At 73.0% G+C, this 26,919-nt stretch carries 27 protein-coding genes; 15 read left to right on the plus strand and 12 right to left on the minus strand.

From position 1 onward, the window contains the following. Positions 1–55 precede the first annotated feature (55 nt). The gene (locus IE305_RS14505; RefSeq protein ID WP_190130318.1) at positions 56–415 is read left to right on the plus strand and encodes a helix-turn-helix domain-containing protein; all 360 of its coding nucleotides are present in this window, start codon (positions 56–58) and stop codon (positions 413–415) included. Positions 416–429: 14 nt separating this feature from the next. Here IE305_RS14505 and IE305_RS14510 read toward each other — a convergent pair whose 3' ends face one another. The 3 genes from IE305_RS14510 to IE305_RS14520 all read right to left on the minus strand — a co-directional run bounded on the left by IE305_RS14510 (position 430) and on the right by IE305_RS14520 (position 3,588). Further along, positions 430–1,029, minus strand: a complete 600-nt coding sequence (locus tag IE305_RS14510; protein WP_190129972.1) for a ClpP family protease — start codon at positions 1,027–1,029, stop codon at positions 430–432. Position 1,030: 1 nt separating this feature from the next. Then, complete coding sequence (locus IE305_RS14515; RefSeq protein WP_190129973.1) at positions 1,031–1,666, minus strand: ClpP family protease; 636 nt, start codon at positions 1,664–1,666, stop codon at positions 1,031–1,033. 119 nt (positions 1,667–1,785) lie between these two features. After that, on the minus strand, positions 1,786–3,588 hold the full coding sequence (locus IE305_RS14520; RefSeq protein WP_190129974.1) for a bifunctional metallophosphatase/5'-nucleotidase: 1,803 nt from the start codon (positions 3,586–3,588) through the stop codon (positions 1,786–1,788). Between the two features lie 174 nt (positions 3,589–3,762). Here IE305_RS14520 and mshD point away from each other — a divergent pair, with 174 nt between their 5' ends. The 4 genes from mshD (at position 3,763) to IE305_RS14540 (ending at position 7,367) form a co-directional block, all read left to right on the plus strand. After that, complete coding sequence (mshD, locus tag IE305_RS14525) at positions 3,763–4,692, plus strand: mycothiol synthase (protein ID WP_190130319.1); 930 nt, start codon at positions 3,763–3,765, stop codon at positions 4,690–4,692. Between the two features lie 108 nt (positions 4,693–4,800). Then, entirely contained in the window at positions 4,801–5,289 is a 489-nt protein-coding gene (locus tag IE305_RS14530; protein ID WP_190129975.1) for a GntR family transcriptional regulator, read from the plus strand. Between the two features lie 66 nt (positions 5,290–5,355). Further along, entirely contained in the window at positions 5,356–6,306 is a 951-nt protein-coding gene (locus IE305_RS14535) for an ATP-binding cassette domain-containing protein (protein ID WP_190129976.1), read from the plus strand. After that, on the plus strand, positions 6,303–7,367 hold the full coding sequence (locus IE305_RS14540; protein WP_190129977.1) for an ABC-2 membrane transporter-related protein: 1,065 nt from the start codon (positions 6,303–6,305) through the stop codon (positions 7,365–7,367). The genes IE305_RS14535 and IE305_RS14540 overlap by 4 nt, the downstream gene beginning before the upstream one ends. Positions 7,368–7,409: 42 nt before the next feature. Here the strand turns inward: IE305_RS14540 and IE305_RS14545 are convergent, their stop codons facing one another. From IE305_RS14545 to IE305_RS14560, 4 genes are all read right to left on the minus strand, one after another. Further along, the gene (locus IE305_RS14545; RefSeq protein WP_190129978.1) at positions 7,410–7,835 is read right to left on the minus strand and encodes an NUDIX hydrolase; all 426 of its coding nucleotides are present in this window, start codon (positions 7,833–7,835) and stop codon (positions 7,410–7,412) included. Continuing rightward, on the minus strand, positions 7,836–8,822 hold the full coding sequence (locus tag IE305_RS14550) for a CHAD domain-containing protein (protein ID WP_190129979.1): 987 nt from the start codon (positions 8,820–8,822) through the stop codon (positions 7,836–7,838). Positions 8,823–8,901: 79 nt separating this feature from the next. After that, entirely contained in the window at positions 8,902–11,226 is a 2,325-nt protein-coding gene (locus IE305_RS14555; protein WP_229890974.1) for an RNA degradosome polyphosphate kinase, read from the minus strand. Between the two features lie 247 nt (positions 11,227–11,473). After that, entirely contained in the window at positions 11,474–12,256 is a 783-nt protein-coding gene (locus tag IE305_RS14560; protein ID WP_190129980.1) for a class I SAM-dependent methyltransferase, read from the minus strand. Positions 12,257–12,424: 168 nt separating this feature from the next. Here IE305_RS14560 and mshA point away from each other — a divergent pair, with 168 nt between their 5' ends. Both mshA and IE305_RS14570 read left to right on the plus strand, forming a co-directional pair. Continuing rightward, complete coding sequence (gene mshA, locus IE305_RS14565) at positions 12,425–13,795, plus strand: D-inositol-3-phosphate glycosyltransferase (protein WP_373311626.1); 1,371 nt, start codon at positions 12,425–12,427, stop codon at positions 13,793–13,795. Beyond that, complete coding sequence (locus IE305_RS14570; protein ID WP_190129981.1) at positions 13,788–14,276, plus strand: type III secretion system chaperone family protein; 489 nt, start codon at positions 13,788–13,790, stop codon at positions 14,274–14,276. Before mshA ends, IE305_RS14570 begins: the two co-directional genes overlap by 8 nt. A gap of 44 nt (positions 14,277–14,320) precedes the next feature. Here the strand turns inward: IE305_RS14570 and IE305_RS14575 are convergent, their stop codons facing one another. Beyond that, on the minus strand, positions 14,321–15,601 hold the full coding sequence (locus IE305_RS14575) for an MDR family MFS transporter (protein WP_190129982.1): 1,281 nt from the start codon (positions 15,599–15,601) through the stop codon (positions 14,321–14,323). A gap of 143 nt (positions 15,602–15,744) precedes the next feature. On the opposite strand from IE305_RS14575, the gene IE305_RS14580 reads away from it, so the two are divergent. Both IE305_RS14580 and IE305_RS14585 read left to right on the plus strand, forming a co-directional pair. After that, positions 15,745–16,506 (plus strand): phosphoglyceromutase, encoded by a 762-nt coding sequence (locus tag IE305_RS14580; protein WP_190129983.1) that lies wholly within the window; start codon positions 15,745–15,747, stop codon positions 16,504–16,506. A gap of 60 nt (positions 16,507–16,566) precedes the next feature. Continuing rightward, positions 16,567–17,370 (plus strand): glycosyltransferase family 2 protein, encoded by an 804-nt coding sequence (locus tag IE305_RS14585; protein WP_190129984.1) that lies wholly within the window; start codon positions 16,567–16,569, stop codon positions 17,368–17,370. Positions 17,371–17,653: 283 nt separating this feature from the next. Here the strand turns inward: IE305_RS14585 and phoU are convergent, their stop codons facing one another. Then, complete coding sequence (gene phoU, locus IE305_RS14590) at positions 17,654–18,328, minus strand: phosphate signaling complex protein PhoU (RefSeq protein WP_190129985.1); 675 nt, start codon at positions 18,326–18,328, stop codon at positions 17,654–17,656. A 206-nt stretch (positions 18,329–18,534) separates the two neighbouring features. Here phoU and phoR point away from each other — a divergent pair, with 206 nt between their 5' ends. Both phoR and phoP read left to right on the plus strand, forming a co-directional pair. Further along, the gene (gene phoR / locus IE305_RS14595; RefSeq protein WP_190129986.1) at positions 18,535–19,857 is read left to right on the plus strand and encodes a two-component system sensor histidine kinase PhoR; all 1,323 of its coding nucleotides are present in this window, start codon (positions 18,535–18,537) and stop codon (positions 19,855–19,857) included. A gap of 97 nt (positions 19,858–19,954) precedes the next feature. After that, the gene (phoP, locus tag IE305_RS14600; protein WP_467035402.1) at positions 19,955–20,626 is read left to right on the plus strand and encodes a two-component system response regulator PhoP; all 672 of its coding nucleotides are present in this window, start codon (positions 19,955–19,957) and stop codon (positions 20,624–20,626) included. Between the two features lie 76 nt (positions 20,627–20,702). On the opposite strand, the gene IE305_RS14605 is transcribed toward phoP, so the two are convergent. Further along, complete coding sequence (locus IE305_RS14605; RefSeq protein ID WP_190129988.1) at positions 20,703–21,377, minus strand: DUF461 domain-containing protein; 675 nt, start codon at positions 21,375–21,377, stop codon at positions 20,703–20,705. 580 nt (positions 21,378–21,957) lie between these two features. Here IE305_RS14605 and IE305_RS14610 point away from each other — a divergent pair. The 4 genes from IE305_RS14610 (at position 21,958) to IE305_RS14625 (ending at position 24,484) form a co-directional block, all read left to right on the plus strand. Further along, positions 21,958–22,440 (plus strand): CarD family transcriptional regulator, encoded by a 483-nt coding sequence (locus tag IE305_RS14610; RefSeq protein WP_010472787.1) that lies wholly within the window; start codon positions 21,958–21,960, stop codon positions 22,438–22,440. A gap of 296 nt (positions 22,441–22,736) precedes the next feature. Then, positions 22,737–23,510 (plus strand): 2-C-methyl-D-erythritol 4-phosphate cytidylyltransferase, encoded by a 774-nt coding sequence (gene ispD, locus IE305_RS14615; RefSeq protein WP_190129989.1) that lies wholly within the window; start codon positions 22,737–22,739, stop codon positions 23,508–23,510. Beyond that, a complete protein-coding gene (gene ispF / locus IE305_RS14620; protein WP_190129990.1) occupies positions 23,500–23,994 on the plus strand; it encodes a 2-C-methyl-D-erythritol 2,4-cyclodiphosphate synthase in 495 nt (164 codons plus the stop codon). The genes ispD and ispF overlap by 11 nt, the downstream gene beginning before the upstream one ends. Before the next feature lie 82 nt (positions 23,995–24,076). After that, a complete protein-coding gene (locus IE305_RS14625) occupies positions 24,077–24,484 on the plus strand; it encodes a PPOX class F420-dependent oxidoreductase (RefSeq protein WP_190129991.1) in 408 nt (135 codons plus the stop codon). On the opposite strand, the gene IE305_RS14630 is transcribed toward IE305_RS14625, so the two are convergent. After that, on the minus strand, positions 24,453–25,685 hold the full coding sequence (locus IE305_RS14630) for an acyltransferase family protein (RefSeq protein WP_190129992.1): 1,233 nt from the start codon (positions 25,683–25,685) through the stop codon (positions 24,453–24,455). The genes IE305_RS14625 and IE305_RS14630 overlap by 32 nt on opposite strands. Before the next feature lie 148 nt (positions 25,686–25,833). After that, a complete protein-coding gene (locus IE305_RS14635; RefSeq protein WP_229890976.1) occupies positions 25,834–26,916 on the minus strand; it encodes an acyltransferase family protein in 1,083 nt (360 codons plus the stop codon). Positions 26,917–26,919: the final 3 nt, after the last annotated feature.

The raw sequence follows: 26,919 nt of genomic DNA on the forward strand, positions 1-26,919 counted from the left end.
TCCCTAGGCTGAAGGGGTGAGCACTCATGCGCCGAAGACGCCCAAGACGCCGAACATGCCGAGCGAAGCCCGTGTCGTCCCCCTTCGTCCGCAGGTCCCGCAGGGACCGCACGCGCCCATGCCGCGGGAGCCCCTGTGGCGGGACCTTGTCGGGGACGTGTTGCGGCGTGAGCGGCTCGCTCAGGAGCGCACGTTGAAGGACGTGGCCGAGGCGGCGCGGATTTCGATGCCGTATCTGTCGGAGGTGGAGCGCGGGCGCAAGGAGGCTTCGTCCGAGGTGCTCGCGGCCGCCGCCCGGGCGCTCGGGCTGGGGCTCGGTGACCTGCTCTCGCTGGCGCAGGACGAGCTGGCCCGGTACGCCCGGGGACGGACGGCGCCCACCGCTCGGTACGGCGGCCTCTGCCTCGCCGCCTGAGCCGCCTGAGCCGCCTAAACGGTGAGCCGGCGGCTCAGGACCTCGTCGGCGAGGCCGTAGGCGACGGCCTCCTCGGCGGTGAGGACCTTCTCGCGGTCCATGTCCGCGCGCAGCGTCGCCACGTCGTGGTGCGTGTGCCGGGACAGGACCTCCTCCACCTGCGCGCGGATGCGGGCCATCTCCTTGGCCGCGAGGGTGAGGTCGGAGACCGTCCCCCGGCGGCCGCCGCTGGCGGGCTGGCCGAGCAGGACCCGGGCGTGCTCCAGCACGAACCGGCGCCCCGGGTCGCCGCCGGCCAGCAGCACCGCCGCCGTCGACGCCGCCTGGCCGACGCAGAACGTGGAGATCGGCGCCTGCACGAACGTCATCGTGTCGTAGATGGCCATCAGCGAAGTGAACGACCCGCCCGGGGAGTTCAGGTAGAGCGAGATCTCGCGCTCGGGGTTCGCCGACTCCAGGTGGAGGAGTTGCGCGATGACGACATTGGCGACGCCGTCGTCGATCTCGGTGCCGATGAAGATGATCCGCTCGTTCAGCAGCCGGCTGAAGACGTCGTAGGACCGCTCGCCCTGCGCGGTGCGCTCGACGACGTAGGGAACCGTGTACGACCCCATGTCACAGCCCCATCCGTCGGCGCGACACGACCGGACGGATGTCGGCGAGCGACTCCACGACCTGGTCCACCATCCCGTACTCCCTGGCCTGTTCGGCCGTGAACCAGCGGTCCCGGTCGCCGTCACGGGCGATCGTCTCCGCGCTCTGACCGGTGTGCTCGGCGGTGATGCGTTCGATGGCCTTCTTGGTGAACACGAGGTTCTCCGCCTGGATCGCGATGTCCGCGGCCGAGCCGCCGATGCCCGCCGAGGGCTGGTGCATCATGATGCGCGCGTTCGGCAGCGCGAACCGCTTGCCGGGCGCTCCCACCGTGAGCAGGAACTGGCCCATGCTGGCGGCGAACCCCATCGCCAGCGTCGAGACGTCGTTCGGGATGAGCCGCATCGTGTCGTAGATGGCGAGGCCCGCGCTGACCGACCCGCCGGGGCTGTTGATGTACAGGCCGATGTCGGTGCGCGGGTCCTCCGCCGAGAGCAGCATCAGCTGCGCGCACACCCGGTTGGCCGACACGTCGTCGACCTCCGTGCCCAGGAGCACGATCCGGTGGGCGAGCAGCTGTGCCGCGAGGTGGTCGTCGAAGCGGCTGGGCGGTGTGCCGCCCTCCTCCATGAGGGGAGTCGCCACGAGGGGAGTCATCGGGTCTCCTTGCCGGAGTGGGAGAGGTTGTTGCCCCCACTCTTGGCCTTGGGAGAGCCCCCGATGCGCTTTCTCTGCCCGCCGCAGATTCGCCACGGGCAGAGTCCGCGCTCACCGCACTACTTGAGGACCGTGATGCGCTCCGCCTTCGGCGGGGACAGCGGCTTGTCCTTCGTCGAGTGGGCCTGGAGGTACTGGATGAACACGTCGAGGTCCGACGGGCCGATCTTCTTGTTCCTGCCCTCCTTGAAGGCCGGGAAGCCGTCGCCGCCGCCCATCAGGAACTCGTTCGCGGCGACGCGGTACGTCTTCGCCGGGTCCAGGGCGGTGCCGTCGACCTTCACCGACGAGGCGACGATGCGGTCGGCGCCCTTCTTCGTCAGGTCGAGCGTGTAGGTGAGGCCCCGGCTGATCTGGAGAATCTTGGGCTGGGCCTCGTTGGGGCCGCTGACCTGCTGCTGGAGGGCGGCCAGGACCTGGGCGCCGGTGAGGTCGACGGTCTGCATCATGTTGGTGAACGGCTGGACGGTGAACGCCTCGCCGTACGTGACGACGCCGTCGCCCTCCTGGCCCGACGCCTTGTAGGCGAGGTCGGAGCGGAGGCCGCCGGGGTTCATGAACGCGATCTGGGCGCCGCCCTTGTCGGCCGGGGCGAGGGCCTCGACCTGGGCGTCCGTGATGATGTCACCGAGCGGCGTCTCGTACTGGTCGGAGCCGCGGCCGTTGATGTCGGCACTGATGTAGCCCACCGGCTTGTTGGCGACCGGGGCCGCCAGGTTCTTCCAGTGGTCGATCAGGCGCGTCATGTCCGGGGCCTTGGGCTGCTCGCGGTTCACGACGTGGTTGGTGGCGCGGAGGTGCGTGGTGCGCGTGCGGACGATGTCCTTCGTCGCGCGGTCGTACTTCAGCGTCGTGTCCGTGTACAGCCGGCCGAACGACGCCGCCGACGTCACCGTGCGCGGCGCGCCCGACGGGTCGGGGACCGTGCACGCGTACGCCTGGTGGGTGTGGCCGGTGACCAGCGCGTCGACCTTCGGCGTGACCTTCTTCGCGATGTCGGTGATCGGGCCGGAGATGCCCGCGCCGGCGCCCGGCGTGTCGCAGTCGTAGTTGTACGCGCCCGAGGCCGGCATGCCGCCCTCGTGGATCAGGGCCACGATGGACTTCACGCCCTGGCGGTCCAGTTCCTTGGCGTACTTGTTGATCGTCTCGACCTCGTCGGCGAACTTCAGGCCCTTGACGCCCTCCGCCGTGACGACGTTCGGCGTGTCCTTCGTCGTGACGCCGATGAAGCCGATCTTCACGCCCTTGTGCTGCCAGATCGTGTACGGCTTGAGGATCGGCCGGCCGGTCTTCGCGTCGGTGACGTTCGCCGCGAGGTAGGGGAAGTCGGCGCCCTTGTAGGTGCGGCCCTTCTCGTAGCAGCCGTCCTTCGGGTGGCAGCCGCCGCGCTGCATGCGCGTCAGCTCGGTGCGGCCCTCGTCGAACTCGTGGTTGCCTACCGACGTCACGTCGAGCTTCAGCTTGTTCAGCGCCTCGACCGTCGGTTCGTCGTGGAAGAGACCCGACATCAGCGGGCTGGCGCCGATCATGTCGCCGGCGGCGGCCGTGACCGAGTACTCGTGGCCCTTGCGGGCGGTGCGCAGCGCCGTGGCGAGGTACTCGACGCCGCCCGCCGGTATGGCCTTCTTGCTGCCGTCGGCCTGCGTCTCGCTGACCGTCCCCGACGAGCCCTGCGGCGGTTCGAGGTTGCCGTGCAGGTCGTTGAAGGAGAGCAGCTGGACGTCCACGGTGCGGCCGTGGCCGTGACCGTGGCCGGGTTCCTGGCCGGTGGCCGCGGCGGCCGTTCCGACGGTGAGGCCGGCGGTGAGGCCGGTCGAGACGGCGAGGACGGCGGCGGTCGAGGTCAGCCGTCTGAGCATGTGTTCCCCTGGTGGTGAAGGGTGTTGTCAGGTCGGGCGCAGCATACGGTTGACGCGCGTAGCCCGGCAGGAGGGGGCGGGTTACGGATGGGTGTCGGCTGCGTGCAGGACGCGCCGTAGGCTCGCCCCATGAGCAGCGACGTGGTGAATGACGGCATGGGCGGCACGGACGACATGGACGGCATGGACGACGACAACGGGCGCCGGCGGGTCGATGTGCTCGACGAACTGTCCCCCGTGCAGGCCGGCGAGGTGCTGGCGCTGATCGGGGAGGCCGCCGCCGAGGACGGGCAGCCGGCCGTGTCCGAGCAGGGGCGGCTCCAGCTCGACGGGCGGCGCGAGGGCGTACGGCACGTCCTCCTGCACGACGCCACCGGCCGGCTGGTGGGGTACGGGCAGCTGGAGGGCAGCGACCCCGTGGAGGCGCCGGCGGGCGAGCTCGTCGTGCACCCCGCGTACCGCGGGTGCGGGCACGGGCGCGCGCTGGGCAACGCCCTGATGGCGGAGTCGGGCAAGCGGCTGCGCGTGTGGGCGCACGGCGGTCACCCCGCCGCCCGGCACCTGGCGCAGGTGCTCGGCATGAGCCTGTTCCGTGAGCTGCGGCAGATGCGCCGCCCGCTGACCGGCCCGGACGGCCCGCAGACGGCGGAGGCCGTGCTGCCGGACGGTGTGTCCGTCCGGACGTTCCGGCCGGGTGAGGACGACGCGGCGTGGCTGGCGGTGAACGCCGAGGCGTTCGCGCACCACCCCGAGCAGGGCTCGCTCACCCAGCGCGACCTGGACGACCGCAAGGCGCAGGACTGGTTCGACCCCGAGGGCTTCTTCCTCGCCGAGCGGGCCGGGGAGATCGTCGGCTTCCACTGGACGAAGGTGCACGCGGACGAGGGCCTCGGCGAGGTGTACGTGCTCGGCGTCCGCCCCGGTGCCCAGGGCGGCGGCCTCGGCAAGGCCCTGACGACGATCGGCCTGCGGCACCTGGCCGGGCGGGGGCTGCCGACGGCGATGCTCTACGTCGACGCGGACAACGCCGCGGCCGTGCGCGTCTACGAGGGGCTGGGCTTCGTCACCCACGAGACGGACCTGATGTACCGCACGGAGAGCTGAGCCCCCGCTCCTCGTCACCCTCGCGCCTCGTCCGGCGGCGCGTCGTTTGACAGGGCAGGACCCGGTCCATCACCCTTTCACTAGTCAAGTAGTGGAAGGGTGGTGCGCGTGGTCGAGTTCCGCATCGACCGGCGCAGTGGTGTGGCCACGTACCTGCAGATCGTCCAGCAGGTGAAGCAGGCGCTGCGGCTCGGGCTGCTCACGCCCGGCGACAAGCTGCCCACGGCCAAGGAGGTCGTCGCCGCCACCGCCATCAACCCCAACACCGTGCTCAAGGCCTACCGCGAGCTCGACCGCGAGGGCCTGGTCGAGGCGCGCCCCGGGCTCGGCACCTTCGTCCGGCGCTCCCTCGCCCGGCCCGGCGCGGCCGCCGGCTCGCCGCTCCGCGTCGAGCTGGGCGCCTGGATGGAACGGGCCCGCGCGGCCGGCCTCGACCGCGAGGACGTGGCCGCGCTCGTCGCGTCCGTCCTGGAGGAGAGCTACGGAAGCCCAGAGCAGACGGGCGACCGGCCGGCGGGCGACCGGCCCCTCCATGACACCGCCCACGCCACCCACGACGCCACCCACGAAGCCGGCCACCCCGCCGGCGCCCGCTGACCGGCGCACGAGCAGCCGCCCACCGACGAGTACCGATCAGCCCACCGATCACCGAGCGGGGAGCCGATGACAGACCTCACGTTCCTCCCGGACCGCACCGCCCTGGAAGCGGTCGGCCTGGGGGTGAAGTACCGGCGGCGCGGCTGGGCGCTGCGCGACTGCGCGTTCCGGCTGCCGGCCGGGCGCGTGTGCGCGCTGGTCGGCCCCAACGGCGCCGGCAAGTCGACGCTGCTGGCCCTCGCCGCGGGGCTGCGCCGGCCCGACGCGGGCCGGCTGCGGGTCTTCGGCGGCGAGCCCGCCGACCCCGGCGTGCGGCCGCGCGTCGCCTACGTCGGCCAGGACAAGCCGCTGTACCCGTCCTTCACCGTCGCCGACACCTTCCGCATGGGCCACGAGCTGAACCCCGGCCGCTGGGACCAGGGCGTCGCCGAGCGGCTCGTACGCGCCGGTGACATCCCCCTCGACGCCCGCGTCGGCACGCTCTCCGGCGGTCAGCGGACCCGCGTGGCGCTCGCGCTGGCGCTGGGCAAGCGGCCGGGGCTGCTGCTCCTGGACGAGCCGATGAGCGACCTCGACCCGCTCGTGCGGCACGAGATGATGGCCGCCCTCATGGCCGAGGCCGCCGAGCGCGCCACGACCGTCGTGCTCGCCTCGCACGTGCTGACCGAGCTGGAGGGCGCCTGCGACTATCTGCTGATGGTCGCGGACGGGCGGGTGCGGCTGGCCGGCGAGGTGGAGGACCTGCTCTCCGCGCACCGGCTGGTGATGGGCCGGTACGAGGGCGAGGGCGTGCCCCGCGAGTTCGCCACGCACCAGGTGGTGGAGGCGCGGGCGCGCGGGCGGCAGTTCACCGCGCTGCTGCGGACCGACGGGCCCGTCGCCGGCGACTGGCAGGTCTCCGAACCGTCCCTGGAGGAGATGGTGCTGGCCCATCTGCGCGCCCCCGCGGCGCCCGCGCTGATCGCGCCGAGCGCCGAGCCCCGGCCCGGTTTCCGGCGGGAGGTGGAGGCGGCATGACGGCCGTGACCGGACACCACCACGAGCAGCGGACGACGACCGGCTCTCCCGCTGCGGAAACGATGCGGCAGCAGGAGGGGGAGCGGTGGCCGTGGCTGCCCCGCCCCCGCGGCGCGGCGTGGCTGGTCCTGCGCCAGCACCGTACGACCGCCTGGATCGCGCTGGGCCTGCTGGCGGCCCTCCTCGTCGAACTCGTCTGGCTGCGCTTCACCATGGCCGGCTACATCGACCGCCACGGCCTGCGGGACGCCTGCGACGTGTCGGGCGCCGACTGCGCCGTGGAACGGATGGCCGCCGTCGAGCACTTCCGCTCGGTCTATGGCGACCTGCTGCACTACTCGGGCCTGTTCCTGGGCTACCTGCCGCTGCTGGCCGGGCTGTTCGTCGCGGGCCCGATGGTCGCGCGGGAGCTGGAGACCGGGACGTACCGCATGGCCTGGACGCAGGCGGTCAGCCCGGCGCGCTGGCTGGCGGCCAAGCTGGCGGTGCCGGTGGTGGCCGTGCTCGGCGGCGTGTCGCTGCTGACGGCGGCGCGCACCTGGGCGTGGAGCGTCGTGCCGGCGTCGCTGCTGCCCGGCGAGCGGTGGCACTCCGTCTTCGACACCATCGGGCCGTTGCCCGTGGCGCGCTGCCTGCTCGCCGTCGCGGCGGGCGCGCTCGTGGGGCTGCTGGTGCGGCGGACGGTGGGCGCGATGGCCGTGACGCTCGTCGCCTCCGGAGTGCTGGAGTGGCTGATCGGCACGCTACGGGACAGCGGCCTGGTGGCGCCCGTGACCGAGCTGTCGAAGGACATGCCGGGCCTGATCCTCGGCCCCGGCGACTGGGTCGTCGAGCGCGGCCTGATCACGCCCGACGGGGGCCGTGTCCCCGAACCCGGCTGCAAGGTGGGGATCACCCCCGAGCAGTGCGTCACCCAGCACGACGCGCTCGGCTGGTACCTCGACTACCACCCCGCGTCCCACCTGTGGGAGCTCCAGTGGGCCGAGGCGGGCCTGACGGCGGCTGCGGCCGTCGCGCTGGCCGCGGCGGCGCTGGCGTACGTACGCCGCGCGTACCCCTGAGACCGCCCGAGACCCGCCTGGGACCCGTCCCCACGGCCGGGGCTACACCACCTCCAGCAGCGCGTCCACCAGCGGGCGGTCGTGCGCGTGCGTCAGCCGCGCACGGGCCGCCGCCGGTGGCAGCCACAGCAGCCGGTCGACCTCCCGGCTCGGCCGGAACGTCCCGTACGTCGCCTCCGCCGCCCAGTAGCGGACCTCCTTGGGCCGGCCCGCCACGTCGTACCGCAGCACCAGCAGCGGCGGGCCCACCGCGCACTCCATGCCGGTCTCCTCGCGGACCTCCCGCACCGCGCAGGCCAGCCAGTCCTCGCCCCGCTTCAGCTTGCCCTTGGGCAGGGACCAGTCGTCGCCGTACTTGGGGCGGTGCACCAGCGCCAGCTCGATCCCCTCACCGGGGTGCGTCCTCCGGCGCCACAGCACGCAGCCCGCCGCCCGTACCGTCCCCGCCCCCGTACCCGCGTCCGTCATTCAGCCCACCCCCACCTCTGCCCCGACGAGGCGCTGCCAGATGCGGCCGAACGTGTAGCGCGCCGCCTCCACCTCCTGCCGCTGGTCGGCGTGGAGCACCCCCAGCGCGTACGCCGTCGCCGCGGCGATCCGCGGAGTGCAGGCCGCCGCGGCCGCGGCGGCGGCCGCCTCCGCCGCGTCCCGGTGCCTGTCCAGCGCCTGCCCGGCGCCCAGCAGCCGTACCGCCGCCGACGGCGTTCCGCACGCCACCGCGGCCTGCTCGTCCAGCACCTCCTGCGCGTACCGGCGCAGCCGCACCAGCCGTCGCACCTCGTGCCAGGGCGTGTCGCCCTGGGTCAGGCCCTCCGCGTTGTACGCGCGGCCGGCCACCGCCAGCGGCAGCGCCTCCACCGCGTCGAGCAACTGCCGCTGCGTCTCCTCCGCCAGGCGCGCCAGCGCCTGCCCGGCCGGCAGGTCGCGTGTCTCCGCGTCGAGCGGTACCTCGGAGGCGAGGACGGCCACCGCGTCCACCGCCGCGTGGAAGCGGTCCGAGCCCACGGCGCGCAGGGCCGCGGTGTGCGCCCGCGTACGCGCCAGGGTCAGTTGCCGGTCGAGCAGCGCGCCGGCGCGGGCCGCGCCCATCTCCGGGCCCGTCGCGCCCGACAGCCGGTGGAGGGCGCCGCGCAGCCGCGCCAGCCGGGCCGCGTACGCGTGCTCCCGCCCCAGCAGCTCCGACAGCCACGTCAGTTCGGCCCGCAGCGGGTCGGTCCACGCCGGGTCGGTCAGCGGCCGGTACACGTACAGGGTGCCCGTGATGCGCCGGGCGGCGCGCCGCAGCGCGTGGCCCGCCTCCCACGCGTCCTCCGCGTCCGCGCCGTTGTCGGTGTAGACGCGCAGGCTGCGCAGGAAGTCGGTGGCCTGGCCGTGCAGGTAGCCCGAGAGCACCTCCCCGGCGGTGGCCGTCGTCCCGCCGGCCGCTGTACGGCCGAGCGTCGTCTCCCGCGTCATGTGCTGCTGCCCCCCTGGCACCGTGGCGACCGTAAGCGCCGTGTTCCCCGCCGCGTCCTCATGGCCGCCGTACGCCGTCTCACGAGGCCGACGGTCCACGCCGGCGCCTCCGCGCGTCGATGAGCATCTCCTGCACGTTCCGCAGCGGCCGCCCGTCGGCGTCGGTGGCGTGCCGCGTCCAGTTGCCGTCGGGGCCCAGGTGCCAGGAGGCGGTGCTGTCCGAGACGCCGACCTCCAGCAGCCGGCTGAGCGAGGCCCGGTGGGCCGGGTCGGTGACGCGGACGAGCGTCTCGATGCGCCGGTCGAGGTTGCGGTGCATCAGGTCGGAGCTGCCCAGCCACACTTCGGGCTCGCCGCCGTTGCCGAAGCAGAAGACGCGCGAGTGCTCCAGGAAGCGGCCGAGGACGCTGCGCACGCGGATGTTCTCCGACAGCCCGGCGACGCCCGGCCGCACGGCGCAGATGCCGCGCACCCAGATGTCCACCGGCACGCCCGCCTGCGAGGCGCGGTACAGGGCGTCGATGACGGCCTCGTCCACGATCGCGTTGACCTTGATGCGGACGGAGGCGGGGCGGCCGGCGCGCGCGTTGGCGGCCTCCTTGGCGATGCGCGCGACGAGGCCGTCGCGCAGCGAGCGCGGGGCGACCAGCAGCCGGCGGTAGGTCTCGCGGCGCGAGTAGCCCGACAGCCGGTTGAACAGGTCGGAGAGGTCCGCGCCGACCTGCGGGTCCGCGGTGAGCAGCCCGAAGTCCTCGTACACACGGGCCGTCTTGGGGTGGTAGTTGCCGGTGCCGACGTGCGCGTAGCGGCGCAGCGTCTCGCCCTCCTGCCGGACGACGAGCGACAGCTTGCAGTGCGTCTTGAGGCCCACCAGGCCGTACACGACGTGGCAGCCGGCCTCCTCCAGCTTCCGCGCCCACTTGATGTTGGCCTGTTCGTCGAAGCGCGCCTTGATCTCGACGAGGACGAGGACCTGCTTGCCCGACTCGGCGGCGTCTATGAGGGCGTCGACGATGGGGGAGTCGCCGGAGGTGCGGTACAGCGTCTGCTTGATCGCCAGCACGTCGGGGTCGGCGGCGGCCTGTTCCAGGAACGCCTGCACGGACGTGGAGAACGAGTCGTACGGGTGGTGCAGCAGCACGTCGCGCTCGCGCAGCGCGGCGAAGACGTCGGGCGGCGACGCGGACTCCACCTCGGCGAGGTCGCGGTGGGTGCCGGCGACGAACTTGGGGAACTTCAGCTCGGGCCGGTCCAGGTCGGCGATGGCGTACAGCGCGGTGAGGTCCAGCGGCCCGGGCAGCGGGTACACCTCGGCGTCGGTGATCTTCAGCTCGCGGACCAGCAGGTCGAGGACGTACGGGTCGATGGTCTCCTCGACCTCCAGCCGCACCGGAGGGCCGAAGCGGCGCCGCATGAGCTCCTTCTCCAGCGCCTGGAGCAGGTTCTCCGCGTCGTCCTCCTCCACCTCCAGGTCCTCGTTGCGCGTCACCCGGAACATGTGGTGCGCCAGCACCTCCATGCCCGGGAACAGCTCGTCGAGGTGGGCCGCGATCACGTCCTCGACGGGGACGTACCGCTGCGCCGACGCCTCCAGGAAGCGCGGCAGCAGCGGCGGCACCTTCACGCGCGCGAAGTGGTCGTGGCCGCTGACCGGGTTGCGGACGACGACCGCGAGGTTGAGGGAGAGCCCCGAGATGTACGGGAAGGGGTGGGCCGGGTCGACGGCCAGCGGCGTCAGGACGGGGAAGATCTGCTGCCGGAAGAGGGTGAGGAGGCGGCCCTGCTCCTTCTCGGTCAGCTCGGGCCAGCGGATCAGGTGGATGCCCTCGTCGGCCAGCTCGGGCGCGACGTCCTGCTGGAAGCAGGCGGCATGCCGCGCCATGAGCTCGCGCGAGCGCGTCCAGATCAGCTCCAGCACCTCGCGCGGCTGGAGCCCGGACGCGGAGCGGGTGGCCACGCCGGTGGCGATGCGGCGCTTGAGGCCGGCCACGCGGACCATGAAGAACTCGTCGAGGTTGCCGGCGAAGATGGCCAGGTACTTGGCGCGCTCCAGGAGCGGCGTGGCCGGGTCCTCGGCCAGTTCGAGCACGCGCTCGTTGAACGCCAGCCAGCTGCGCTCGCGGTCCAGGAAGCGGCCGCCGGGCAGCGGCTCCTCGCCGGGACCGGGGCCGGGGCCCGCGGCGGTCGCCGTGGACCGGCCCGCGGGGAAGCCGCCGCCGGTGCCGTCGACGAGCTCCTCGACGCCGTCGAGCCCGGCGAGGCTGTCGAGCCCCGCGAGGCCGTCGAGCTGCGGGACCCCCCTGAGCACGGCGGCGTTGGGCCGGTGCGCGGCGATGAAGCCCACCGCGTCGGTGCCGCCGCGGTCGCTGCCGCCGCGCTCGCTGCCGGGGGACGACTGCGTCATACCTTCATTGTTCCGCGCCGCACGCCGGACAGGCGCGCCGGACGCGTCGGAGGCCGCCGGGGACGGGTCCGCGGACGGCTCCGTGGCCGGATCCGGGGCCTCCGGGGCGGCGCGGAGGCGTCGTACGGGGGTTCGGGGCGCGGCGGGCTGCATTCCGCAAGACTCGCAACCGCGGTTGAATCACAAGTAACAACGACATGACCGCAAGGAAAGCAGCGCCGCGCCCGCCGTGGCGGAACGCCCGCACCTATGCCGGGGCCAGCGCCTCCCAGCGCACGGTCAGCTCGCCCTGGCGCCAGCGGCGCGCGTCGTCCAGCACGGGCCAGCCGGCGGCCAGCGCGTGTGCCGTACGGATCCAGCGCTGCCGGGCGCCGAGCGCCCCGTAGGGGGCGGCCGCCGCCCACGCGCGGTCGAAGTCGCGGAGGAAGGCGTGCACCGGCTCGCCCGGCACGTTCCGGTGGATCAGCGCCTTGGGCAGCCGTTCGGCCAGGTCCGACGGCGTGTCCAGCGACGCCAGGCGCGCCGCGAACGTCACCGACCGCGGCCCGGCCGGCCCCAGCGCCACCCACACGTGGCGGCGCCCGATCTCGTCGCAGGTGCCCTCGACCAGCAGCCCGTCCGGGGCGAGCCGCGCGCACAGCCGGCCCCAGACCTCGGCGACCTGGTCCTCGTCGTACTGCCGCAGGACGTTCGCGGCGCGGATCAGCAGCGGCCGCCGGCCGCCGGGCAGCGGCACCTCGAAGCCGCCGTGCGCGAAGGTCAGCCCCTCGCGCTCGTAGGGGCGGGCCGCCGCGACCCGCTCGGGGTCGATCTCGATGCCGACGACGCGGACGTCGCGCCGCACGCGGTGCAGCCGGGTCAGGAGTTCCACGGCTGTCCAGGGCGCGGCGCCGTAGCCCAGGTCGACGGCCAGCGGGTCGTCGGCGCGGCGCAGTGCGGCGGCGTGCGTGGCGGCGATCCAGCGGTCCATGCGGCGCAGCCGGTTGGGGTTGGTGGTGCCGCGCGTCACCGCGCCGATGGGCCGAGCCATGCGCACACCGTACTGCCCGGGGCCCGGCGCGCCGGAATCGTCGCAGGTCGGGCACTCTGTAACCAGAGGTAACGTCACCGTTTGGCAAAGCGGGAAGGCCGAAGGGCCCGGTCGGTGTTGCCCCGGTGAGGCACGGACCACGACGGACGCAGACGGAGGACACGCACGGTGAGCCAGTACGCAGCACGGCTCGGCGCCCGCCGCGGCCGTACGCTCGGCACCCTCGGCCCCTTCCCCAAGCCCCAGCTGCGGCGCTTCGGCGCGGCCCGCCGGCCCCGCCGGGTGGCCATGCTCAGCGTCCACACCTCCCCCCTGCACCAGCCGGGCACCGGCGACGCGGGCGGGATGAACGTCTACATCGTCGAGCTGGCCCGGCGGCTGGCGGAGATCGGCATCGAGGTGGAGATCTTCACCCGGGCCACCACCGCCGCGCTGCCGCCCACCGTCGAGCTGGCGCCGGGCGTGCTCGTACGGCACGTGGACGCCGGCCCGTACGAGGGGCTGGCGAAGGAGGAGCTGCCGGCGCAGCTGTGCGCGTTCACGCACGGTGTGATGCGCGCCTGGGCCGGGCATCGCCCGGGCCACTACGACCTGGTGCACTCGCACTACTGGCTCTCCGGGCACGTCGGCTGGCTGGCCGCCGAGCGCTGGGGCGTGCCGCTGGTGCACGCCATGCACACCATGGCGAAGGTGAAGAACGCGGCGCTGGCCGAGGGCGACACGCCGGAGCCGGCGGCCCGCGTCATCGGCGAGACGCAGATCGTACGGGCCGCGGACCGGCTGATCGCCAACACGGACGGCGAGGCCGCGGAGCTGGTGCACCACTACGACGCGGACCCGGCGCGGGTCGCCGTCGTGCACCCCGGCGTCAACCTCGACCGGTTCCGGCCCGCGGACGGGCGGGCCGCCGCCCGTGAGCGGCTGGGCCTGCCCGCGGACGCGCTGATACCCCTGTTCGCCGGCCGCATCCAGCCGCTGAAGGCGCCCGACGTGCTGTTGCGGGCCGTGGCCGAGCTGCTGGACCGGCGCCCGGACCTGCGGTCGCGGCTGGTCGTCCCGGTGGTCGGCGGGCCCAGCGGCAGCGGCCTGGCGAAGCCGGAGGGCCTGCAGAAGCTCGCGGCCCGGCTGGGCATCACGGACGTGGTGCGGTTCCGCCCGCCGGTGGGCCAGGACCGGCTCGCCGACTGGTACCGGGCCGCGTCGGTGCTCGTCATGCCTTCGCACAGCGAGTCCTTCGGGCTGGTGGCCGTCGAGGCGCAGGCGTGCGGCACGCCGGTGCTCGCGGCGGCGGTCGGCGGCCTGCCGGTGGCGGTGGCCGACGGCGTGAGCGGCTTCCTCGTCGACGGCCACGACCCGGCCGACTACGCGGAGGTGCTGCGCCGCCTGGCCGACGAGCCGGGGCTGGCGGACCGGATGGGCGAGGCCGCGGCGCGGCACGCCCGGCGCTTCGGCTGGGACGTCGCGGCGGCGGCGACCGCCGAGGTGTACACCGCGGCGGTCGGCGAGCGGCGCTCTCGCCTACGCTCGGCACATGGCTGAGTTGATCGAGAAGGCGCTCCGCGACGCGGGACTGACCTGGGAGAGCCCCTCCGAGGGCACGTACGTGGTGACGCTCCCGGGCACCCGCAAGCTGTCGACGACGGTCTCGCTGGTCGTCGGCAACCACTCGTTGTCCGTGAACGCCTTCGTCGTCCGCCGCCCGGACGAGAACCACGAGGCGGTCTACCGCTGGCTCCTGGAGCGCAACACGCGCCTGTACGGGGTGGCGTACGCGGTGGACCGGCTGGGCGACATCTACCTGGTGGGCCGGCTGCCGCTGGCGGCGGTGACGGCGGAGGAGATCGACCGCATCCTGGGCGTGATCCTGGAGAACGCGGACGGCAGCTTCAACACGCTGCTGGAGATGGGCTTCGCGGAGTCGATCCGCAAGGAGTACGCGTGGCGGGTGGCGCGGGGCGAGTCGACCCGCAACCTGGAGGCGTTCAGCCGCATCACCAAGGAAAGCCCCTCCGGAGATTGAGGCGCGGGGGCCCGGGGGCGGAGCCCCCGAAACCCCGCTGCCGGTCAGGTCGCGGCCTGCTCCGCCTCGCGTACCTCGTCGGCCGCGGGGGCCGCATCCTTGGCCGGCCCGTGGTCGGACGACGGCAACCCCCGCATCAGCGCCCAGTACCCCAGCGCAGCAATCGTGCCCACGACCGCGCAGCCGCCCCACAGCGCGTCGGAACCGAAGGTGTCGATCACCGCGCCGCCGGCGAGGGGTGCGACGAGCGCGGCCACGGACCAGGACATGCTGTACATGCCCTGGTAGCGGCCGCGGCCGGTGACCGGGGACAGCCGTACGACCAGGCCCATCTGGGTCGGCGAGTTGACGATCTCGGCGAGGGTCCAGACGGCGATGGAGAGCGCGTAGCCGCCGAGCGAGCCGGCGAAGGCGGTGAGCCCGAAGCCGTAGCCGGCCAGCAGTGCCGAGACGACGAGCAGCATGCGCGGGTCGCGGTGCTCGATGAAGCGGGTGACGGGCAGTTGGAGGGCCATGATCAGGACGCCGTTGACGGCGATGACCATGCCGTAGTCGCTGCTGCTCCAGCCGGCCTCGCCCATGGCGACGGGCAGTGCGGTGGCGTGCTGCATGAAGATCAGCGCCATGAGGAAGGACAGGCCGACGACGGCCATGAAGCGGCCGTCGCGCAGGACGGTGCCCATGCTGACGTCCGGCTCGCCGGCGGCGCCCGCGTCCGGCTCGGGACGGCTCTCGCGGATCTTCACGAAGACGAGGACGGCGCACAGGAGGGTGAGCGCGGCCTCGCCGAAGAAGCCGATCAGGTAGCTGTAGCGGGCGACGGCGCCGGCCGCGACGGCGGAGACGGCGAAGCCGAGGTTGATGGCCCAGTAGTTGATGGCGAAGGCCCGCACCCGGTCCTCGGGGCGCACGATGTCGGCCATCATGGCCTGCACGGCGGGGCGCGAGGCGTTGCTGCTCATGCCGACGAGGAAGGCGACGGCGGCGATGGCGACGGGGTGCTGTACGAGGCCGAGCACGGCGACGCTGGCGGCGGTGGCCAGCTGGGCGATGAGCAGGGTGGGGCGGCGGCCGAGGCGGTCGGCCATCACGCCGGCGCCGATGGAGGAGACGACGCCGCCCAGTCCGTGCAGGGCCGCGACGAGGCCGGCGAAGGAGGCGGAGTAGCCGCGGTCGACGGTGAGGTAGAGGGCGAGGAAGACGGAGACGAAGCCGCCCATCCGGTTGATGAGGGTGGAGGTCCACAGCCACCAGAAGGCCCGCGGCAACCCGCCGATGCTCCGTCGGGCGGCCTGGAGCAACCCTGCTGCGGATGGTGTGGACATGGCGCGACAACCCCCGAGTGGTAAGTGGTGCTCTACGTACTCGCAACTTACCGACTTCGTCGTGTCCACGCCATTCAATTGACGGTTCGCGTCAATTGTCCCCGGGCGGCGGCGCGCCCCGCACGTCGATTACGCTCGTGGTCATGGCCGACGCACCGTACAAGCTGATCCTCCTCCGCCACGGCGAGAGCGAATGGAACGCGAAGAACCTGTTCACCGGCTGGGTGGACGTCAACCTCAACGAGAAGGGCGAGAAGGAGGCGCTCCGGGGCGGTGAGCTGCTCAAGGACGCCGGCCTGCTCCCGGACGTGGTCCACACGTCCCTCCAGAAGCGCGCCATCCGCACCGCGCAGATCGCCCTCGAGGCCGCCGACCGGCACTGGATCCCCGTCCACCGCTCGTGGCGGCTGAACGAGCGCCACTACGGCGCCCTCCAGGGCAAGGACAAGGCCCAGACCCTGGCCGAGTTCGGCGAGGAGCAGTTCATGCTCTGGCGCCGCTCGTACGACACCCCGCCGCCGGCCCTCGAGGACGGCACCGAGTTCTCGCAGAGCGACGACCCGCGCTACGCCTCGATCCCGAGTGAGCTGCGCCCGCGCACCGAGTGCCTCAAGGACGTCGTCGTCCGCATGCTGCCGTACTGGTACGACGGCATCGTCCCGGACCTGCTGGCCGGCCGCACCGTCCTGGTCGCCGCCCACGGCAACAGCCTGCGCGCCCTGGTCAAGCACCTCGACGGCATCTCCGACGCCGACATCGCCGGCCTGAACATCCCCACCGGCATCCCGCTCCACTACGAGCTCGACGCCGACTTCAACCCGGTCACCCCGGGCGGCCGCTACCTCGACCCGGAGGCCGCCAAGGCCGCCATCGAGGCCGTGAAGAACCAGGGCAAGAAGAAGTAACCCCTCCTTCTATGTCCTGCCTCACTGCGGGCAGTGCCGGGGGCGGCGTACGAACGGGTGGTGATCAAGAACCAGCTCATCACCGTCATCACGGCCGTGCACGCTCCCGGCGCGCACTACCTGCCCCAGGCGTACGCGTCGCTCACCGAACAGAAGCTGCCCGACGGGTGGGACTGGGAATGGGTGGTGCAGGAGGACGGTCAGTCCGGTGATGTCGTGCCGCACCTGCCGGACGACCCGCGCATCAGCTTCGGGCAGGGCCGGCCGGGGCGGGCGGGCATGGCGCGGACCATGGGGCTCGCGCGGGCCCGTGGTGAGGTGGTCCGGGTGCTCGACGCCGACGACGTCCTCACGCCCGGGGCGCTGGCCCGGGACCTGTCCGTGTTCCTGGACCACCCCGAGGTGGGGTGGACGACCTGCCGCGCCCTCGACCTCCTGCCCGACGGGTCGACCGTCGGGTTCGACCAGGACCCCGCGGACGGGCCCATAGCGCGCGGGGACGTGCTGCGGCACTGGAAGGCGCACGGCCACCGGGCGCAGGTCCACCCCGCGACGCTCTGCGTCCGCCGTCACCTGCTGACCGCGCTCGGCGGGTGGATGGCGTTGCCCGCCTCCGAGGACACCGGGCTGCTGCTGGCGCTGAACGCCGTCGCCACCGGGTGGTTCACCGCCGAGACGGGCCTGCTCTACCGCAAGTGGCCCGGACAGGTCACCGGCCAGGCCGCCCACGTGGACGAGACCGAACGCGCCGCCCGCATGGCCGTGGTCGAGGCCAGGGCCCGGGCCCTCGCCGGCCTCGGCTGGGAGTGGCCGGAACCGGAGCCCGCCGGCCTCGGGTTGGCGTACGCGGGCGCGACGGGCTGATGACCGCGCAAGGGAAGGGCCCCCGGCCGGCGTGTGCCGGCCGGGGGCCCTTCTCCGCGAGTGACATGGGTGAGGTGTCAGCTGCAGCTGCCGCCACACTGGCAGGAGCCGCCGTTCTGGCAGCCGCACGAGCACCCGGGACCACACTGACAGCCGCTCATCGGATTCCTCCTCGCGAAGGGGTCTGCCTTCCACCCCAGTCAAAAGGCGGCCCGGTACGCCCGTCAATGGTTCGTACGGGCACCTGTCCGGGCGCACCGAGGGCGCATGGGAGCACAGTGGGTCACTGGCCCGCTTCCGGAGCGCCCTGCAGTTCGTCGGCGTGCTCGCCCGTCACGAGGTAGACGACGCGCTTGGCCACCGACACCGCGTGGTCGGCGAAGCGCTCGTAGTACCGGCCCAGCAGCGTCACGTCGACGGCCGTCTCGATGCCGTGCCGCCAGCGGTCGTCCATCAGATGCTGGAAGAGCGTGCGGTGCAGCAGGTCCATCGCATCGTCGTCGTGCTCCAACTGCATCGCCAGGTCCACGTCCTTGGTGATGATCACCTCGGCCGCCTTGGCCATCAGCCGCTGCGCGAGCTGCCCCATCTCCAGCACCGTCGCGTGCAGGTCGCCCGGGACCGCCGACTCCGGGAAGCGCAGCCGGGCCAGCTTGGCCACGTGCTGGGCCAGGTCGCCCGAGCGCTCCAGGTCCGCGCTCATCCGCAGCGACGTCACCACGATGCGCAGGTCCGTCGCCACCGGCTGCTGCCGCGCCAGCAGGCTGATCGCCCGCGCCTCCAGGTCCCGCTGGAGGTCGTCGACCTTGGCGTCGGCGGCGATCACCGACTCCGCCAGCTTCAGGTCCGCGTCCAGGATCGCCGTGGTGGCGCGCCCGATCGCGGAGCCGACCAGCCGGGCCATCTCGACCAGGCCCTCGCCGATCGAGTCCAGCTCCTCGTGGTACGCGTCCCGCATGTCCTGTCTCTTCTCTTCCGGTTCCTGTACGGCTCCCGCCCCGGTCCGATACCCCGGGCACGCTGCCACCATCCGGCCGGTACGCGACGGCCGCCGACCCCCGCGGTGAACCACCGCCGTCCTGAAGGTGAACTCTCGGCAACGGGTGTTCGGGGTGTCCCCCATTGGGCTGTGGAGGACCCGTGGAGCACGCATAACCTGGAGACATGAACGTGGACGCGGCCGTCGCCGCTGCGGCAGCGATCGCCGGCGTGGGGACCGGCGTGATCGCCATGCTGGCGTTCCGCTGGAGCGAGCGGGACCAGAAACGTCCCACCCGCAGTTCCCTGCACACCGACGCGGTGCTGCCGCCCGGCGTCGACACCGTGCTGTCGGTGCTGCGCTCCTCGGCCGTCGTCCTCGACGAGGCCGACACCGTGGTCAAGGCCAGCTCCGCCGCGTACGCGCTCGGGCTGGTCCGCGGCGGCAAGCTCGCCGTGGAGCCGATGCTCCAGATGGCCCGCGACACCCGGCGCGACGGGGAGATACGGCAGGTCGAGCTCGACCTGCCGCGCCGCGGCACCGGCCGCGGCGGCGAGGCCCTCGCGGTCTCCGCGCGCGTCGCGCCCCTCGGCTCCCGGCTCGTCCTGCTGCTGGTCGAGGACCTCACCGAGGCCCGCCGCATCGAGGCCGTCCGCCGCGACTTCGTCGCCAACGTCAGCCACGAGCTCAAGACCCCCGTCGGCGCGCTCTCGCTGCTCTCCGAGGCCGTGATGGACGCCGCCGACGACCCCGAGGCCGTCACCCGCTTCGCCGGGCGCATGCAGATCGAGGCCACCCGGCTGACCAACCTGGTGCAGGAGCTCATCGACCTCTCCCGGGTGCAGAACGACGACCCGCTGGAGGACGCCGAGCCCGTGCGCGTCGACGAGCTCGTCGACGAGGCCGTCGACCGCTGCCGCCACCAGGCCGGCACCAAGCAGATCACCATCGCCACCGGCGGCTCCGACGGGCTGCGCGTCTGGGGCAACCGCGGCCAGCTCGCCGCCGCCCTCGGCAACCTCGTGGAGAACGCCGTCAACTACAGCCCCGCGCGCACGCGCGTCGGCATCGCGGCCCGCCGCGTCGCCGCCCCCGGCGGCGACCTCGTCGAGATCGCCGTCACCGACCAGGGCATCGGCATATCGGAGAAGGACCGCGAGCGCGTCTTCGAGCGCTTCTACCGCGTGGACCCCGCCCGCTCCCGGGCCACCGGCGGCACGGGCCTGGGCCTGTCGATCGTCAAGCACGTCGTCGCCTCCCACGGCGGCGAGGTCACCGTGTGGAGCGCGGAGGGCCAGGGCTCGACGTTCACGCTGCGGCTGCCGGAGGCCGGCGCCGGGCGCGACCGCGACCGCCGCGCCCGCCGGCTGCCGGTGGGCGAGGACAGCGACACCGAAGACGCCGCGGACGCCGCCGATGCCGGCCTCGCCGACGACCTCACCGCCGGCAGCACCGACGACCTGACCGGCGCCGTCGGCCCCTTCCCCGCGCGCGGGCCCCGCCCGTGACGCCCGCCACGCACCGACCCCCCGTTCCGCCCTCAGCGCGCGTAACGACCGCGCAGTACCGCCCCATGACCCGACCGGAGGTCCTTCCGTGACCCGAGTGCTCGTCGTCGAGGACGAGGAATCCTTCAGCGACGCGTTGTCCTACATGCTCCGCAAGGAGGGCTTCGAGGTCGCCGTCGCGGCCACCGGCCCCGACGGGCTGGAGGAGTTCGAACGCAACGGCGCCGACCTCGTCCTGCTCGACCTCATGCTGCCCGGCCTGCCCGGCACCGAGGTCTGCCGGCAGCTGCGCTCCCGCTCCAACGTGCCCGTGATCATGGTGACGGCCAAGGACAGCGAGATCGACAAGGTCGTGGGCCTGGAGATAGGCGCCGACGACTACGTGACCAAGCCCTTCTCCTCGCGCGAGCTCGTGGCCCGCATCCGCGCCGTGCTGCGCCGCCGCGGCGAGCCGGAGGAGGTCACCCCGGCCGCGCTGGAGGCCGGCCCGGTCCGCATGGACGTCGACCGGCACGTGGTCACCGTCGGCGGCACCAAGGTCGACCTGCCGCTGAAGGAGTTCGACCTGCTGGAGATGCTGCTGCGCAACGCCGGGCGCGTGCTGACCCGGATGCAGCTCATCGACCGCGTCTGGGGCGCCGACTACGTGGGCGACACCAAGACGCTCGACGTGCACGTCAAGCGGCTCCGCGCCAAGATCGAGCCGGACCCGGGGGCGCCGCGCTACCTGGTCACGGTGCGGGGGCTGGGCTACAAGTTCGAGCCGTGATCACCACGGCATGCGGGCGGGGCCCGGAAGGCATGCCTTCCGGGCCCCGCCCGTATACGTGCTGTCGCGCGGCGTCTCAGTGACCCGCGGCGGCCGGCGAACCCGCCGGCGACTCGCCGTTCTGCCCGCCCGGACGGCCCTGCTGGCCCTGGCGCGGCTGGCCCTGGCCCGCCGGGGCCGAGGCGGCACCGGACGGCTGGCCGGAGGCCGACGGGGAGGCGGAGGAGGCGGGGGAGCCCTCGGCGGGGCCCCACTCCTTGAAGTAGCTCTTGGCCGGCACGACGAAGGCTGCGATGGCGACCTCGCCGGTCGAGCTGAAGTCGAACGCGACGCGCTGGTTCTCGCCGTCCTTCATGCCCTGGCGGCCCTGCGGCAGCACGGCGGAGGCGTTGTCCTTGCCGCCGAGCACGACCGAGCCGTGGGCGGGCACGATCAGCTTGCTCTGGCCCTTGGCGGGCGTGAGCTGGGCCGTGACGTTCTTGCCGACCAGCTTGACCGAGCGGAGCTCCTGGTCGTGGTCGCCGTTGTTGAAGAGCGCGCCGGTGATCACGGCCGGGCCGGAGGCGGCCTGGTCGGGCTGGGTGATCACGTTGACGTTCTGCAGCTTGATGTCGCCGACCGAGGTGGCGGCGTTGTCCGGCTTGACTTCGAGCGTCTGCGCGCTGTTGCCCGCCCCGCAGGCGGAGAGCGAGGCGATCGAGAGCACGGTTGCGGTGGCGGCGAGAGCGCCGCGTCGAAGGCTGCTGCTCACGGCGGCGGCATCTCCTTGGACGAGGTCGCGTACGAGGTACGTACGAGATAAGGGTCTGGGTCAGCGGGCTTAGGTTACCGAGCCGCCCCACGGCCGCCGCACCCGACCCGCCCCATGGTCAACACGGGTCCCGCCGGTGGGTTCCCCCGGTGCGCCGCGCAGGTGTCCCGGAGGTGTCACGGAGGGGACTCCGGGGGATTTCCGCAATCAATGAGGAAGAACAGCCGGGCGGCCCCGCAAGAACATCTTCCGGAATTGATCAAGCCGTACTTGATCAATTCCGGAATGGCGCCGCGGAAGGCCCGCGCGCCCCGATCGGAGTACCGGAACCGCGCCGACCGGAGCCCGGCAAAACGGACCGTTCGACCGCTCGCGGCGGCCGTCCGACAGGTGTAACGTGCGCGTTTCGCCCCACCCGTACTACGGCTCCGACCTGCGAATACCTGCTTCCGGAACCCCTCCTCAGCACGTCGCCGACACACTTGTCAAGCCCCGAGATATGCCCTGACCTGCGGAAACGCCATTCAGAACCGCCATGTCCCGTGTTAGACTGGATAGCCACGGAAGGGGTACCTGTCACATGACGTTCAAGGTTGGCGACACCGTGGTCTATCCCCATCACGGGGCCGCGCTGATCGAGGCCATCGAAACTCGCCAGATCAAAGGCGTGGACAAGACCTACTTGGTGCTGAAGGTCGCCCAGGGTGACCTGACGGTTCGGGTGCCGGCGGACAACGCGGAGTTCGTCGGTGTTCGCGATGTGGTCGGCCAGGACGGGCTGGACCGGGTCTTCGAGGTGCTGCGTGCACCGTACGCCGAGGAGCCGACGAACTGGTCCCGTCGTTACAAGGCGAACCTCGAGAAGCTCGCGTCCGGCGACGTGATCAAGGTGGCGGAGGTCGTCCGCGACCTGTGGCGCCGTGAGCGCGAGCGCGGCCTGTCGGCCGGCGAGAAGCGCATGCTCGCCAAGGCGCGCCAGATCCTGGTCAGCGAGCTCGCCCTCGCGGAGAACACCAACGAGGACAAGGCCGAGACGCTGCTCGACGAGGTCCTCGCCTCCTGACGCACGGGGCTCCCGACGAAGACCCGACGAAGAACTGCCGCGGTGCCCGCGGGACGCACGACATCCGTTCGTGCTGTCCGCCGGGCGCTGCGGCATCTTCAGCTGCGAACGGCTGTACCGCACGTAATGCGTTGAACCGCTGTACCGCTGTAAACGTGTGAACGCCGTCACTCGGCGTGCCGGGCCCGGGCAACGGCCCGGCCAGTCGTCACGGAAGGGGCTGGTCGGGGCAGCGTGCCCGGCACGGTGAGGCCATACCCAATTCGGCCGAGGAAGCAAACCTGAACGCGAACGCAATGTCTGATCGAGACGCCGCACAGGCCACACCCGCCCCTTCCCGCACCGCCGCCGTGATTCCCGCAGCCGGCCGCGGCGTCCGACTCGGCCCCGGCGCGCCCAAGGCGCTCCGGGCCGTCGGCGGCACGCCGATGCTGGTCCACGCGGTCCGGGCGATGGCCGCCTCCCGCGCGGTCTCCCTCGTCGTGGTGGTCGCCCCGCCGGACGGCGTCGCCGAGGTGCGGGCCCTGTTCGACGCGTACCCGCTCGCCGACCACGACAGCACCCGGACGGACGTCCAGGTCGTCGCCGGCGGGGAGACCCGCCAGGAGTCGGTCCGGCTGGGCCTCGCGGCGCTGCCCGCCGACGTCGCCACGGTGCTCGTGCACGACGCCGCGCGCCCCCTGGTCCCCGTCGACGTGGTCGACGCCGTGGCCGCCGCCGTGCGCGCCGGGGCGCCCGCCGTGGTGCCGGCGCTGCCGCTGGCCGACACCGTCAAGCAGGTCGAGCCCCGCAGCGGCGAGCCGGAGCCGGTCGTCGCCACGCCCGAGCGGGCGCTGCTGCGCGCCGTGCAGACGCCGCAGGGCTTCGCCCGGGCCGTGCTGGCCGAGGCGCACGAGAAGGTCGCCCTGGAGGGCGAGGGCGCCACCGACGACGCCGGGATGGTCGAGCGCCTCGGGCTGCCCGTGGTGGTCGTGCCCGGCCACGAGGAGGCGTTCAAGGTGACCCGGCCGCTGGACCTCGTCCTGGCCGAGGCCGTACTCGCCCGCAGGAGGGCCAACGATGGCTTCTGAAATGCCACTGCCACTGCCGCTCATCGGCGTCGGCACCGACGTGCACGCCTTCGAGGAGGGCCGCGAGCTGTGGTGCGCCGGCCTGCTGTGGGAGGGCGAGGCGTACGGCCTCGCCGGCCACTCCGACGGCGACGTCGCCGCGCACGCCGCCTGTGACGCGCTGTTCTCCGCCGCGGGCCTGGGCGACCTCGGCGCGCACTTCGGCACCGACCGGCCCGAGTGGTCGGGCGCCTCGGGCGTCACCCTGCTGGCCGAGGCCGCGCGGATCGTCCGGGAGGCCGGTTTCACGATCGGCAACGTGGCCGTCCAGGTGATCGGCGTCCGCCCGAAGATCGGCAAGCGGCGCGACGAGGCGCAGAAGGCCCTCTCGGCCGCCGTGGGCGCGCCCGTCTCGGTCTCCGGCACCACGACGGACGGGCTCGGCCTGACCGGCCGGGCGGAGGGCCTCGCGGCCATCGCCACGGCCCTGGTGTGCCGGGCCTAGGGGAGTTCCCCCCGGTTACGGGAAGGGGGCGGGCGGGGAAGGGATCCCCGCACAACGACCGCCCCCACCTCCGGAGACCGCCATGGCGTCCGCCCTGTCCGAAGACCTGAAGAAGTACATCGACGACAACCCCGTCTTCGCCGTCGTCGCCACGATCCAGCCCGACGGCAGCCCGCAGCTCTCCGTCACCTGGATCAAGCGCGACGGCGACGACCTCCTCGTCTCGACCACCGTGGGCCGCCGCAAGGAGCGCAACCTGCGCCGCGACCCGCGCATGACGGTGATGATCAACCCGCCGAACGCGCCGTACACGTACGTGGAGGTCCGCGGCACGGTCGAGATCACCACCGAGGGCGGGAACGAGCTGATCGACGAGCTGTCGCGGAAGTACACCGGCAAGGACTACGCCGACTTCAACCCGGCCGCCAAGGACGACGCGCAGCGCGTCGTCCTCCGCCTCACCCCACGTAAGGTCGTCGGCTCCCTCTGACCGGCTCGGCCGCGGCCGCCGGGTCGTACGGGCGCGTCTCTCGCAGCAGCGGGAGCGGCAGGCCCGCCGGCCCGGCCGCGGCGCCGCCGGTCCGTACGTCGTCCATGGCGGTCCGCAGGGCCGTCCGCAGCCGCTTGCCCAGCGGCCGTTCCACCAGCCGGTGCAGCAGCCAGGCGGCGCCCAGCATGACGAGCACCAGCCCGGCGACGAGCAGCGGCGCGGGGACGCGCTCGCGCAGCGCGTAGACGACGGTCATGCCGATGTACTGGTGCAGCAGGTACAGGGGGTACGTGAGCGTGCCCGCGGTGGTGAGCCACCGCCAGCGCACGCGGTCCAGGTGCCCCAGCGCGATGAGCGCCATGAGGGCGAAGGCCAGCGTGACGATCAGGGTGGCCGGCCAGGTGGGCACGGCACCCTCGACGTTGTCGTGCACCCGCTTGGGCACGGTGTGCAGGGCCAGCAGCAGGGAGACGGCGACGATGCCCCACAGCAGGGCCGTGGGCCGGAAGCGGTGCATCAGGTAGAAGGCGATGCCGGCGACGAAGTACGGCGCGAACAGCGGCTGGGCCCACAGCTCCAGCAACTTGCTGCCGGCCTGGGGCGCGGTCACCGCGGCCACCGTCCACACCGCGCAGAACAGGACGCACTTGCGGTACGTCACGCCGGTGGCCACCACCACCGCGAACAGCACGTAGAACTTCAGCTCCGCGAAGAGCGTCCAGTAGACGCCGTCGACGTCCCACACGCCCAGCCCCTGCTGGAGCATGGTGAGGTTGGTGAGCACCACGTCCCAGTTCTTCACGCTGCGCACCTGCGGCCACAGCATGACGACGCAGGCGGTGAGCAGGACGGCCACCCAGTAGGCGGGGTAGACGCGGGTGGCGCGGGAGATCACGAAGTCGCCCAGGGTGCGGCCCCAGGTGCTCATGCAGATGACGAAGCCGCTGATGAGGAAGAAGACCTCGACGCCGGTCCAGCCGTAGCGGGTGACGGTCTCCAGGTGCGGGAAGACCTCGTGCGCGGGGCGGCCCCAGCCGCCGCGCAGGGCGGTGTAGTGGTAGGCGACGACCATGAGGGCGGCGAGGATGCGCAGGCCGTCGAGGACGTACAGCCGGGGTCTGCCCGTGGTGGGCTGCCGGCGGAGGGCTTCCCGGCCGCCGTCGCCCTCGCCCCGTCCGGTGACTGGTCCGGTGAAGCGCATGAGGTCCTCTCCCGTGGCGCTGGTGGGGGCCCGGCACGGCACCGGCGGACCCCGTCGGGCTCCGTCTCCGCGCGGCCGTGCGAGGCATGCTGGCACAGAACGGCCGCGCGCGTGTCCATCAAGGACTCCATCCGTAACCGATGCCGGCTCATCGCGAGCGGATCTCGGTCACCGCGCGCCGCAGCCCCCGCCCCACTGCCCGCGACAGCGGGCGTTCCACCACCCGGTGGACCACCCAGGCCGCGCCGAGCATGCCGGCGACCAGGCCGCACAGCAGGACGCCGCGGGGCACGTGGCCGTCGGCGTAGTGGATGACGATCCAGCCCATGCGCTCGTGGAGCAGGTAGAGCGGGTACGTCAGGGCTCCGGCGGCGGGCAGCCAGCGCCAGTCCAGGCGGCGCGTCCAGCCCAGGGCGATCGCCATGACCGCCAGGAAGAACAGCGTCACCAGCACCAGCGTCGGCCACTTGGGCACATGGTGGCCCATATGGCTCTCGGCGCGGGACTGCGCCTCCAGCAGGTCGTGCTGGGCGATCGCCAGGCAGGCGCCGGTGATGAGCCACAGCACGGCGTTGGGGCGGAAGCGGTGCATCAGGTAGAAGGCGATGCCGGCGATGAAGTACCAGCAGTCCTGCGGCATGAGCACCTGGTCGAGGACCTGGTTGTCGGCGGCCCTGGCCAGCACGGCGGCGAAGCCCCACACGGCGCAGAAGCCGACCGCCCGTGCGTAGGTGAGGCCCTTCCACACCACCAGGGCGAAGAGCAGGTAGAACCGCATCTCGATCCAGAGGGTCCAGTAGACCCCGTCGACCGGTTCCACTCCCAGGGGGTCCTGGAGCATCGTGAGGTTGACGGCGACGCTGCGCGGGGCGGGGGCGTCGTTGACGACGGGCCACAGGGTGACGGCCAGCGAGACGGCGAGGACGGCGAACCAGTAGCAGGGGAAGAGGCGCGTCACGCGCGAGACGGCGAAGTCGGCCACGGTCTTCCCCCAGCAGCTCATGCAGATCACGAAGCCGCTGATGAGGAAGAACAGCTGCACGCCCAGCCAGCCGTACGAGGCGGGCACGTGGCCCACCGGGAACACGGTGCGGGCGGGTGCGCCCCAGGCGCCGCTGTCGAAGGCCGCGTAGTGGTAGGCCACCACCATCAGGGCGGCGCACAGCCGCAGGCCGTCCAGGGCGGGGAGCCTGGGGCGGCGGACGCCGCGGCCGCCCGCCGGGGGCGGCACGTG

It is taken from the genome of Streptomyces mashuensis (assembly GCF_014654785.1).
In the GTDB taxonomy this organism is placed as follows: Bacteria; Actinomycetota; Actinomycetes; order Streptomycetales; family Streptomycetaceae; genus Streptomyces; species Streptomyces mashuensis.

Excerpts from the sequence above, each read along its gene's own strand:
- IE305_RS14555 (WP_229890974.1), bottom strand. The coding sequence starts at position 11,226 with ATGACGCAGTCGTCCCCCGGCAGCGAGCGCGGCGGCAGCGACCGCGGC.
- phoR (WP_190129986.1), top strand. The coding sequence starts at position 18,535 with ATGAACGTGGACGCGGCCGTCGCCGCTGCGGCAGCGATCGCCGGCGTG.
- IE305_RS14550 (WP_190129979.1), bottom strand. The coding sequence starts at position 8,822 with ATGACGCGGGAGACGACGCTCGGCCGTACAGCGGCCGGCGGGACGACG.
- IE305_RS14570 (WP_190129981.1), top strand. The coding sequence starts at position 13,788 with ATGGCTGAGTTGATCGAGAAGGCGCTCCGCGACGCGGGACTGACCTGG.
- mshD (WP_190130319.1), top strand. The coding sequence starts at position 3,763 with ATGGACGGCATGGACGACGACAACGGGCGCCGGCGGGTCGATGTGCTC.
- IE305_RS14545 (WP_190129978.1), bottom strand. The coding sequence starts at position 7,835 with ATGACGGACGCGGGTACGGGGGCGGGGACGGTACGGGCGGCGGGCTGC.
- IE305_RS14510 (WP_190129972.1), bottom strand. The coding sequence starts at position 1,029 with ATGGGGTCGTACACGGTTCCCTACGTCGTCGAGCGCACCGCGCAGGGC.
- IE305_RS14505 (WP_190130318.1), top strand. The coding sequence starts at position 56 with ATGCCGAGCGAAGCCCGTGTCGTCCCCCTTCGTCCGCAGGTCCCGCAG.
- IE305_RS14535 (WP_190129976.1), top strand. The coding sequence starts at position 5,356 with ATGACAGACCTCACGTTCCTCCCGGACCGCACCGCCCTGGAAGCGGTC.
- phoU (WP_190129985.1), bottom strand. The coding sequence starts at position 18,328 with ATGCGGGACGCGTACCACGAGGAGCTGGACTCGATCGGCGAGGGCCTG.
- IE305_RS14630 (WP_190129992.1), bottom strand. The coding sequence starts at position 25,685 with ATGCGCTTCACCGGACCAGTCACCGGACGGGGCGAGGGCGACGGCGGC.
- IE305_RS14580 (WP_190129983.1), top strand. The coding sequence starts at position 15,745 with ATGGCCGACGCACCGTACAAGCTGATCCTCCTCCGCCACGGCGAGAGC.
- IE305_RS14540 (WP_190129977.1), top strand. The coding sequence starts at position 6,303 with ATGACGGCCGTGACCGGACACCACCACGAGCAGCGGACGACGACCGGC.
- IE305_RS14560 (WP_190129980.1), bottom strand. The coding sequence starts at position 12,256 with ATGGCTCGGCCCATCGGCGCGGTGACGCGCGGCACCACCAACCCCAAC.
- IE305_RS14515 (WP_190129973.1), bottom strand. The coding sequence starts at position 1,666 with ATGACTCCCCTCGTGGCGACTCCCCTCATGGAGGAGGGCGGCACACCG.
- ispD (WP_190129989.1), top strand. The coding sequence starts at position 22,737 with ATGTCTGATCGAGACGCCGCACAGGCCACACCCGCCCCTTCCCGCACC.
- IE305_RS14625 (WP_190129991.1), top strand. The coding sequence starts at position 24,077 with ATGGCGTCCGCCCTGTCCGAAGACCTGAAGAAGTACATCGACGACAAC.
- ispF (WP_190129990.1), top strand. The coding sequence starts at position 23,500 with ATGGCTTCTGAAATGCCACTGCCACTGCCGCTCATCGGCGTCGGCACC.
- IE305_RS14575 (WP_190129982.1), bottom strand. The coding sequence starts at position 15,601 with ATGTCCACACCATCCGCAGCAGGGTTGCTCCAGGCCGCCCGACGGAGC.
- IE305_RS14610 (WP_010472787.1), top strand. The coding sequence starts at position 21,958 with ATGACGTTCAAGGTTGGCGACACCGTGGTCTATCCCCATCACGGGGCC.
- IE305_RS14520 (WP_190129974.1), bottom strand. The coding sequence starts at position 3,588 with ATGCTCAGACGGCTGACCTCGACCGCCGCCGTCCTCGCCGTCTCGACC.